The 10,121-nt window shown below is 57.0% G+C and carries 9 protein-coding genes; 6 read left to right on the top strand and 3 right to left on the bottom strand.

The window, feature by feature from the left end:
* Positions 1–91: 91 nt before the first annotated feature.
* Complete coding sequence (locus tag KGA97_RS29460; RefSeq protein ID WP_263288008.1) at positions 92–217, bottom strand: hypothetical protein; 126 nt, start codon at positions 215–217, stop codon at positions 92–94.
* Between the two features lie 176 nt (positions 218–393).
* Between KGA97_RS29460 and KGA97_RS15730 the strand changes: the two genes are divergently transcribed.
* The 3 genes from KGA97_RS15730 to KGA97_RS15720 are packed head-to-tail and all read left to right on the top strand — an operon-like array spanning position 394 to position 2,307.
* Positions 394–1,464: a sterol desaturase family protein gene (locus KGA97_RS15730; protein WP_223415922.1), complete on the top strand. Its 1,071-nt coding sequence runs from the start codon at positions 394–396 to the stop codon at positions 1,462–1,464.
* Positions 1,454–1,828, top strand: a complete 375-nt coding sequence (locus KGA97_RS15725) for a nuclear transport factor 2 family protein (RefSeq protein WP_008029461.1) — start codon at positions 1,454–1,456, stop codon at positions 1,826–1,828. The genes KGA97_RS15730 and KGA97_RS15725 overlap by 11 nt, the downstream gene beginning before the upstream one ends.
* A gap of 20 nt (positions 1,829–1,848) precedes the next feature.
* A complete protein-coding gene (locus KGA97_RS15720) occupies positions 1,849–2,307 on the top strand; it encodes a GNAT family N-acetyltransferase (protein ID WP_192227350.1) in 459 nt (152 codons plus the stop codon).
* A 4-nt stretch (positions 2,308–2,311) separates the two neighbouring features.
* On the opposite strand, the gene KGA97_RS15715 is transcribed toward KGA97_RS15720, so the two are convergent.
* On the bottom strand, positions 2,312–3,748 hold the full coding sequence (locus KGA97_RS15715; RefSeq protein WP_223481060.1) for a M15 family metallopeptidase: 1,437 nt from the start codon (positions 3,746–3,748) through the stop codon (positions 2,312–2,314).
* Positions 3,749–3,883: 135 nt separating this feature from the next.
* Here KGA97_RS15715 and KGA97_RS15710 point away from each other — a divergent pair, with 135 nt between their 5' ends.
* From KGA97_RS15710 to KGA97_RS15700, 3 genes are all read left to right on the top strand, one after another.
* Positions 3,884–6,706 carry an amino acid adenylation domain-containing protein gene (locus tag KGA97_RS15710; protein ID WP_223437960.1) on the top strand — a complete coding sequence of 941 codons (2,823 nt, stop codon included), beginning with the start codon at positions 3,884–3,886 and terminating at the stop codon, positions 6,704–6,706.
* Positions 6,707–7,365: 659 nt separating this feature from the next.
* Positions 7,366–8,130 (top strand): tetratricopeptide repeat protein, encoded by a 765-nt coding sequence (locus KGA97_RS15705; protein ID WP_223481059.1) that lies wholly within the window; start codon positions 7,366–7,368, stop codon positions 8,128–8,130.
* A 280-nt stretch (positions 8,131–8,410) separates the two neighbouring features.
* On the top strand, positions 8,411–9,415 hold the full coding sequence (locus tag KGA97_RS15700) for an acetoacetate decarboxylase (ADC) (RefSeq protein WP_192418680.1): 1,005 nt from the start codon (positions 8,411–8,413) through the stop codon (positions 9,413–9,415).
* Positions 9,416–9,468: 53 nt separating this feature from the next.
* On the opposite strand, the gene KGA97_RS15695 is transcribed toward KGA97_RS15700, so the two are convergent.
* Entirely contained in the window at positions 9,469–9,918 is a 450-nt protein-coding gene (locus tag KGA97_RS15695; protein WP_223481058.1) for a MerR family transcriptional regulator, read from the bottom strand.
* Positions 9,919–10,121 lie beyond the last annotated feature (203 nt).

Raw genomic sequence — 10,121 nt, 5'->3', positions numbered from 1 at the left:
GTCCGGGATGGCGGGTTCACGCAAAACCTGTAGGAGCCCGGCTTGCCGGCGATGGCGATTTCACGGACGCCTTCGCCGGCAAGCCTGGCTCCTACGGATTGGGGGGCGTACCCATCGATTTTTCCTGATCGAAAACCTGCAATTCATCGGCGATCCGGTCGAACAGCGCCCGGTCGGATGTATCGGACAGGTAGATCGTGGGGGTGGGTTCGCTCATGTTGAGCCTCCGGAAAGTCCCGCGACTTTACGTCAGCCGCAAATCCTGTGGCGAGGAAGCAGATCCAATCTCTGAGTAGGGGGATGTGCAGAGGCTTGAACTCAATCTACACTTAAGAACCGTTCTCTGTTGCGGTTAAATTCCAATACCTTTTCTTTGAGGGAGGCAAGCTCCTGGTGGATGCCCTTGTGCTGCTTTTTAACGGCCTGACCGAGTGGGTGATCGAGCCCGTCACTCGCCAGTTCCTGGGCCTTTTCGATCTGAATGGGCGCATGGGTGTACTGTTTCTGTTCTCGTCTTACAGCATCGCTTACGCCCTGTTCCGGTTCAGGAAACATCGAGGTCTCACCGACGCGCAGTCGTTCGGGCAGTTCATCGGCGGGCGTCGGGTGTATTTCCATCGTTCGGCGTTGCTCGATTACCGCTACTACTTCGTGCGGGCGATTTTGAAAGTGGCGTTGGTGTTGCCGATTGTCGGTCTGGTGGACCCGCTCGTCCTGCGCTCCGGAGACTACATCGCCTTTTTCACCAACCTGTGGGGCGCGCGGGTGCAAGTGGAGCAGAATCTTTCACTGTCCTTGCTCTACGGGCTGGGCGTTTTCCTGGTGAAAGACTTCATGGCCTACTGGGCGCACCGCGCCTTCCATTCCAAATGGCTGTGGGCATTCCACAAGGTCCATCATTCGGCGCCGGTGCTGGTTCCAGCGACCGCCAGCCGGGTTCATTTCGTGGAAAAGATTGTCGAAAAGCTCTCGACGATCATCGGCATCGGCGCCTATGCCGGCGTCTTCTGGTATGCCTGCGGCGGCGAGATCAGCCGCTATACTTTGTTCGGCGTGACCTGGCTGGTGTTCATCCTCAACGGGCTGGTGGGAAACCTGCGTCACAGTCATGTCTGGCTGTCGTTCGGCCCGGTGTTCGAACATGTGCTGAACAGCCCGGCCCAGCACCAGATTCATCACAGCGACGCGCCGCACCATTTCAACAAGAACTTCAGCATCAACCTGTCATTGTGGGACTGGATGTTTGGCACGCTCTACGTCACCACGTCGAAACCCGAAGCCCTGCGGTTCGGCACCGGTGAGCAGGATTCTGAGCGTTACCTGACGGTTTACAGCCTGATCGTCACGCCGTTTGTGGACATTGCCCGCAAGATCCGTTCGACCAAACGACCTGATCGTTCGCGGGCGCCCTTGCGAACAATCCAGAATGCGTTAGCAGAAGTGGAGGTGAGACATGACAACTGATTCCGCGGAAAAAGAGTCTGTCAAAGAAGCCGTCAAACACTATGTCGAGGGTATGGTCTTCGCTGACGAAGCCTCGTTGCGAAAAGCATTTCATCCGTCTTGTCGCATCATCGGTCACTTCCAAAAAGCGCTTGAATGGCTGTCCCTTGATGAGTTTGTCGACGCGATCAAAACCGAAGGCCCGGCGGCAAAAGAGGTGAAGCCTTTTTGGGAAGTGATTGACCTGGACATAACAGGCGACGCCGCCGCCGTAAAAATCATCGATGATTATGCGGGGATGAGGTTTACCGATTACCTGTCGCTACTGAAGATCGATGATCGCTGGGTCATCATCAACAAGCTGTACTACTACCATGAGTCGTGAACCGCACGGAGACCATTGAGATGGATGTTCAGGTACATCGCGCCGACGCAACGCACATCGATCAAGTCGCCAGCCTCTTCGACGCCTATCGGGGGTTCTATGGCCAGCCCTCGAACCTGAATCAGTCCCGCCACTTTATCGCCGAGCGCATTGCCCGGGATGAGTCCGTGATCTTCTTCGCCCGGGACACCGACGGCGAAGCACTGGGTTTCGTCCAGTTGTTCCCGACTTTTTCGTCTATCGACGCGCATCGCACCTGGCTGCTCGGTGACCTGTTCACCGCGCCTGCCGCCCGAGGGCGCGGGGTCGCAACGCGGCTGATGAACACCGCGCGCGACTTCGCGGTGTTGAGCGGCGCCAAAGGCCTGGTGCTGGAAACCGCCACGGACAATCACGGTGCGCAGCGGTTGTATGAAGCCTTGGGCTATGTGCGCGATACGGGTTACTACACGTATTGCCTGGATTTGAAGCAGGGCTGACCGGTCACCGTTCCGGCAGGTTCCAGCGCTCGCGAACGTGCTCGTATTGCGCCTCGGGCATTTGCACCAGCAGGGGAGACTGCTGCGGATCGAGCCAGTCGAACAATCGGCTGATGTCCGCCTGATCCATGGCTGTGCAACCCGCCGTCGGCGATGTCGGGCTACGCCATATGTGGAAAAAGATGCACGAGCCCGAGGCGGGGGATGCCGGTGTGTTGTGCTCGATGACAATTCCTTTTCGATAGCCTTCTTCGCTGCGCATGCGTTCTGAGCTGTTCCAGTCCTTGGGCATCGCGGCGCCGTCGACCAGGGTGTTGTAGTGTCCGGAATGGCTGTCGTCCACGCATTCGGTGGTCGCTGTCAGGGCGAGGTAGGGCAGTTTCGTGTCGGCGCTGGTCTCGTAACCGAACGCTGTTCCCAGCGTGAAAATCCCGGCCGGCGCTTTTCCATCGCCTTCGTGTTTGACGGGTTCTGCGCCTGGCCCAACGTTGTCCAACCCTTTGCCCCAGGCCATGCCGTTTTTGCCGACCACCACCGCAAACGCCTCGCCATATTTGCGGAAGGTGTTCCCGTCGCGTTCATAGCGCTGGGCGCTGCCTTGCAGGTCATCCCAGTTTTTTGTGGTGACCACAATCAGTTGATGGCTGGCGTCGAGTGCGGCATTGGCGTCGAGCGGCGTGATGGGGAAATCCATCACGTTGTTCGGTGCCTGTGCGCTGCCATAAGTGAAGTGCCACCATTCTTTCGAGTACCCGGAGAAGCCTTCTTTTGCCATGGCGCTGCGGAGCCGCTGGCGATTGTCCTGCGCGGTCGCATTGATCGTCGGGTTGGCGGTATGCGCCCGCTCATCGAAGCAATCGAAGCCGGTGCCCATGTCGAGTGCGCCGTCATGCCAGCGCTGATCGTAGGGGGCGGTGCAATCGACCTGCGTGGCCGAGGGCGTCCAGGCGCTGGCGGGCAATGCCTTGGGCCCGGTGAGTGTCAGGTCCACGGTCGAGCCTCTGGAGTGATTCGACACCCGCGCCACATACCCCAGGCGCCAGAAGTCCTGCTTGTCCACACGCGGGTAGAACTCGGCCTTGCGTGGGTCGCCCGGTTCGGTGGCAAAGCGGCCCATATCGGCCACCGCCCGATTCGGTCGATAACAATCAAACACCTTCAAACCGTAGCCTTGCGCACGCAACGACGCTTGTACCCGGGCGAGCGCCCTGGCAGCGTCCAGCGTCAACAGGCATTCGGCGGCGGCATAACCGTCGAGTGGGTGACCGGTGAAGTTGTGGGGGCTGGCGTAGCGAATGTCTTGCTCGATGCTCGGATCAATCGCGCGCAGATAGACCATGTGCCCGGGTCGCGGCTCGGCACTGGACATGCCCGCCAGGACGCTGCCCAGCAACAGCAGTGATTGCAGCCAGGGGCGGGCGATGGTGCGAAGAGGGCGCATGCGATGTCTCCAGGATGCCGGGTACGCAATGAACGGGGGAAAGGTAGCAGACTGAGGTGAGGGGGACTAACCTCAGTCTGCATTTCCGGATCACGACGTTAACCTCGTACAGATCATGCGGAGCATAAATCCAAGATGCAGGATCATCGCCCAAATCCGACGCTTAATCTGGAGTATTGTGCCGATCGCCCGATATTCATGGACTTCTTGCAACAGGCGCAGCGCTCGCCTGACGCCATTGCGGTCGTCTCTCACGACGCGACGTGCAGTTATCGTCAGCTTGAACAGATAAGCCATGGCATTGCGTCCTTCCTGAAGGTCAATGGCGCGACCGAATCCGACCGGGTGGTTATTGTTTCCAATCGCTGTGCGGGGTTGGTCTATGCAATGCTCGGCGCCTTGCGTGCCGGGTCGACGTTCACCGTTGCCGACGTTGCGTATCCACCTGCGCGCATCGGGCAAATCATCCGAGTGCTAAAGCCTTCCTTTGTCCTGCTTTGCGGTGGGGCCACCGTCGATCTCGATTCCGAACACCTGGAGGCCGGGCGTTCGGCTCCACGGATCGTCAGCATTGCGGAAAACCCCGCCGATTCATTGCGTGAGTTCGCCTTTCACCAACATGCCTTGCCGCAAGTCGACCCTGCACAGCCGGCCTATATCACCTTCACTTCGGGCAGCACTGGCGAACCGAAGGGCATCGTGGCCACTCATGCGCCGCTGGTGCATTTCATTGAGTGGCATACCCAGCGCCATTCCTTGTCAAAAGACGATTGCTTTTCGCTGCTGTCCGGGCTGGGGCATGACCCTGTGTACCGGGATGTATTTACCCCGCTGTCGATTGGCGCAAAAGTTATCGTTCCCGCACAGTCGACCGTCATAGACCCTGTGGCATTGGCGGCGTGGATACAAAAAAATGCCATTTCGATTATTCATCTGACGCCGCCGTTGGGAAGGCTGATAGGAACCGGCGCAACACTTCAGGGTGCAAGATTCAACGCGCTTCGATACTTGTTCTGGGGGGGCGATGCATTAGGCATTTCGCTGTTCGAGCAAATGTGCGTGATCGCCCCCAATGCCGTCAGTGTCAATTTTTACGGTACGACGGAAACGCCTCAGGCAATGGCGTACCACCACGTCGACCCTGAAGCCGACAATTCCAGGATTCCACTGGGTAGAGGCATTAAAAACGCGCAATTGCTGGTTGTGAATGACACCCGTCAATTGGTGCATGAAGGTGAGGTCGGAGAAATCCTGATACGCAGCCCTTACTTGGCGCAGGGTTACTGGGAGGACATCGCGCAAACCCGGGAAAAGTTTGTGGTGAATCCGTTTACGAATGTCGAGAACGACATTTGTTATAGAACCGGCGACCTTGGGACTTATCTTTCAGATGGCAGAGTCAGCTTTCTGGGGCGGGGCGATAGTCAGGTCAAGATTCGCGGACATCGTATTGAGCTGGCTGAAATCGAAGGCGCACTTTCGAAACATCCGCTGATAAAGCAGTGCGTTGTGCTTGCCGTCAATGACAACGCGCAGGTCAGGCTGGTGGCCTATTGCGTTTCAATCAACGCTGTTTCAACGGGTGAACTGCGTGAGCACCTCAACACTCGGCTCCCGGAATACATGGTGCCGGCGTTGTTCGTCTTTCTGGATGCGATTCCACTGACGCCGAACGGAAAGATCGATAGGCGGGCGCTGCCGCGGATAGCTGCCAACACAGAGGCGGCGTCCAACCATTCCGATCGGGATCTATCGCCGCTTGCGTTAAAACTGACACAGGCTTGGGCCGAAATACTCCAAGTCCCGCGCATCGACGCAAACCTGACGTTTGTCGAGCTGGGAGGGGATTCGCTGTCGTTCGTTCAGGCCTCAATGGTGCTTGAAGAACTGATCGGCCATCTGCCCGATCAATGGGAAATGACACCCGTACATGAACTGTGTGGGTTGGCCGGTAAAACCAGCAGTTCAAAGCTGGCCATCAGGGCAATGGAAGTCCCTGTCCTTTTACGTGTTATCTCGATAATCCTGATTGTCATTGGGCATCTTCATCTGTTCTCGACCTGGTCAGTGGTAGGGGAGACAACGGTATTGTTTCTGATCTCGGGTATCAGTCTGGCGAGGTTCCAGTTTCAAGCCATCAATGAACGCGGCAATGTGCGTACGCTGGTCAGGTCAGTGGTCTTTATTGCGGTGCCGACCCTCCTTTACACACTTTTGAATCAGATACTGTTCGACCAGGTTCATTGGCAAACGATGTTGCTGATCTCCAACTGGTTTCCACCGACGATGATGGGCGGCTTTGCCTACTGGTATGTTGAAGTGCTCCTGCAGATGATTGTCATCATCGGGTTTGTTCTGTCGTTCGAGCGCGTCAGGAACATCATTGTTGCGAACCCGTTTCGCTGCCTTGTTCTGGCGGCATGTGCATTGGCCGTGGCCGACATTGTGATCAGTGCGTTTCTGTTTGACGCGTCACCGCTCTATAACCGCGTGCCACAGCATTATCTTGCAGTCATGGTGCTTGGAATGGCCGTTCACTACGCTCATTCAAGTGCCCAGAAGTGGATCGTCAGTGCGGTTGCTGTGGTTGTGATGGGTGGGGAGGATCTTCTGGCAATCTTCGGGACGGGGGCGCAGGAAGTTGCGAAGGATTATGTTGATATCGCCATCCCTGCAGTTCTCTCTCTGATTTGGGTCAAGTCAATTCCGGTGCCAGGTCTCATCGCCCGGGGGCTTGCGCTAGTTGCATCGTCAACGCTGTTTATTTATCTGACGCATTTTCAATTCCAGTCCCTGGCCCGGCATATTGTTGACCTGCCGGTATTTGCGGTGGTCTTTGCCGTCGTAGGTGGCATCGGGGTCGCGTATGGGTGGAACAAAGTTGTTCGATTCGTTTTGGTGCGCTGGAGTGGCGCAGGCAAGAAGAGCGGTTCGGATACGGTTGAGCGTGTGGCTTGATGGTGAGCTTTGTCTAATGGATGGGGGGCGAAGCGGCCTACCGGCGTCTGCACACGTTCCCCCTGTAGGAGCCGGCTTGCTGCGGGTGGCGTTCCGACGATGGCGTCCTTTCAGGCGACAGATGTGTCGATTGACCCACCGCTATCGCCAGCAAGCCGGCTCCTACAGTTGATTGGTGTCATGTCTAAGTAGCCTGCCCGCTTGAGCCTCGCTGTGGCTCGGCATGCCCTCGAGGGGCGCTCAGATCAAAAGCTGAAGGCGAGCTAACGCTCGACCTGATGAGTGGCGAAAATCAAAAGCACACGCGAATCCCTGTAGGAGCCGGCTTGCTGGCGATAGCGTCCGTTCAGCCAATACATGCGTTGACTGACACATCGCCATCGCCAGCAAGCCGGCTCCTACAGTTGATTGGTGTAGCCAGTCCGTTTTAGGTGCCGCCCCGGCCATGGATCGGTGCGCAGCTCAAGGTCGATATCACCAGCGCTTTTAAGTTGCATCAACCTTCACGCTTAGTGATGGGGTGGCAAAAAACACACGGGTTACAGGGGCCGTTGCAGCGGGAACTTCAGGCTGCCGGGCAGGTCAGTTGGAGCCCTGTATCGAGTGCTGTGGTCGGTTGTACGATCGTGCCACGAGAGATCAATCGAGTTCGCCCGCTGATGCCAACCAAACGTTTTCTGACAGGTTTTATTCTGGTGTTCTGCGCCAGCGCGTCGCTTTATTCGGTGGCTGCTGAGCGAAGACCGACAGCGCAAAGTAACAGCGCATCAACCACCTTGATCGAAACGGCCTCGCGGCAGTATGAAAATGGCCAGTTGGACCAGGCTGCCGCCACGCTGGAACGGGCCCTGCATATCCAGCCGAACAATCCGGCGACGCTGCATTACCTCGGTGTGTTGCGTCTTCAGCAGGGGCAGTACCAGCAGGCTGAAACCTTGGCGATGCGCTCGAACATTCGGGTGGGGCGTAACGTCGAGTTACGTAACCGCAACTTGCAATTGATACAGGCTGCGCAGCGGGCCCAGGCTTCCGGTATCCCACCCAATGCCAACGCAGACAGGGTCGCCGTACTGAACAAACCGGCAGTGGAGACCCAGAGGCGCAGCGAAGAAGAGAACAGCATTGCTGAACAACCTGCTCAGAATGCCGGGCGCGACGCTGGCAGTTTCGCTCGCGCAGAGGCAGCGCCGGTATTGGACTCGCCTATGGTTGGCAGGCCGGGGCCCGAAGGAAACATGCGAATGGCTTCCACCGAGCCTGCGGGTACAAACGATGTGGTCGAGATTCCCCGCGGCCATTGGCCGCCGCCGGGCAAATGCCGAATCTGGTTCCCGGATCGCCCGCCTGGGCATCAGCCCGCACCCGGTAAATGCAAGAAGCTGCGACATCGGGTTCCGCCAGGGGCCTATTTGGTCCGCGGTTGAGCTTCTGGGCGTCTGTATATGGACTCATCAGGTTGAGGACAGGCGGGTGAGCCATTCACTCCATTTGCCATCACCGATGAAGGGCCAAAACCCTCAATCGCGAATCGCTGAATCCTGGTCGATGGCACGTTGAAAACGCTGCTGCGAACAAACTGAAAATCTGCCTTTCCAGCGCTTGACCTTAAAGTTTAGTTTAACGTTAAGGTGATTTCAAGCCGGCCTCAGAAGCCTGCCCTGGCCGACGCCATCAAGCAGATGCAATCACCTGGAGAGAGACAGATTGAAACTCGCAAGCGCCGTTTTAACAGGATTGCTGTTCAACACGTTCGCCAACCATGCGTTGGCGGGGATGCCTGAAATGCCCAGCCCGACCGACACAGCCATGATCGATATCGCCGGTCACCAGGTACCCGTCGTCAAGGGCGGTTTGTACGATCGCTTTCGCTCCAACCCTCCTTTGTCGGTGATTGCAGCAGAAGTACCGGGCGTTGATTTGAGTTGGTTCAAAGGGTTGGAGAAGAACAAGGTCGACATAGGCTTTGAATCGTTCTCGCCAAACTTTTACTACCAGAACAGTCGCGTAACGGCTGTCTATACGGCAGATCTGGACAAGCTCCGGGCACTGATGCCACCCGAAGTTCTGGCAACCGCCCAGCCTCTGCAAATCTGGCCTGGTCGAGGCTTGATTGCGTTTACCGCATACACCTATGAGCACTGCGATAACGACGCCTATAACGAAGTCGCGGTGTCGATCATCACCAACAAACCGGGCAAAGCCAATCTGGGGCCGTTCACGCTGATTGGCCAGTCGATGTCTGGAGACTTCTGGGGTTATGTACTCAAGTTGCCGGTCAATACAGAGCTTGCGAGGGTTCGTGGTGTCGTCGGTTACAACCTGCCGAAATGGCTGACGGGGATTGACCGCAAAGAAGATGCCCAATCGGTGGTCTATGACATTACCGATAGCGAGACGGGCAAAGTGGACGTGTCCTTCAAAGCGCAGAAGCTCGACGACCTGTCCAGTGACGTCGATATCGTCACCAGCAGTTTCACCAATCTTGATCACCAAGGCCGGTTAGCCTATGGATATGCTGTTTCCCGCCAGCTCAGTCATGGCTCCAGCAGAAACGAGGATTCGGCAACCCTCACGCTGGGCGACGGCAGCCTGTCGAACTACATCCGCTCCTTGAAGCTGGGGAAAATGATGAAGTACGAATACGTGCCAGCGTTCCAAAGTGCGCTCTACGCGCCGAAGCCGTTGGCGGCACTGGCTGACACGCACTAACTAAACCTGCCGGCAAAAATCTGTCAGGCCTCAAAAGCCTGACAGGTGACGCCTTACTTGGACGATGCGGTATCACGGCCGCGCGGTGCTGGCGCTACACCTTCCTCCCGCAGGCGATGCAATAACAACTGCGTGTTGTCCACGCAACCCATGCCTTCCGGCTTGCTTTCAATGCCCTCGATAACCAGAAGAAGTTGCGCTTTATTCTGGGCCAGCCGTTGCTGCAGGACTTCGATTTCCTCAACCTTGCGTTTGAGCCCGCTGAGCAACTCTTCATGCTGCCAACCGTTCGCATTCATCGGCAGTAATTGTCGGATTTCTTCCAATGAAAACCCCGCCGCCTGAGCGCCCGTGATGATCTCCAGAACCCACTCTGTGTCAGGTGCGTAGTCCCGATACCCATTGGCTTTGCGCACGACAGATTTAATCAGGCCGCTCGCTTCGTAGAAACGGATACGTGAAGGCGCCAATCCGCTGATTTTCGCCAGTTCGCCTATTCTCATATTCCCCCCAGAAAACCATTGACCTTAAAGTTGACTTTAAACCTAAAGTGATTTGGTGGCCAAGCGGCGCGGATGTCATGCGTTGCTCAAACGCCATGGAATGCAGGGATAGGCGAAAGCCGGACCAGGACCCGTCTCAGAACCGCCTATGGGGTGGGCTGCACTTGTTCAACAAGGGGCACGATCAGTACACGATTCTGGTC

The organism is Pseudomonas sp. BF-B-15, assembly GCF_019946675.1.
Lineage (GTDB): Bacteria > Pseudomonadota > Gammaproteobacteria > Pseudomonadales > Pseudomonadaceae > Aquipseudomonas > Aquipseudomonas migulae.
This window is presented reverse-complemented; position numbering and strand designations above follow the sequence as displayed.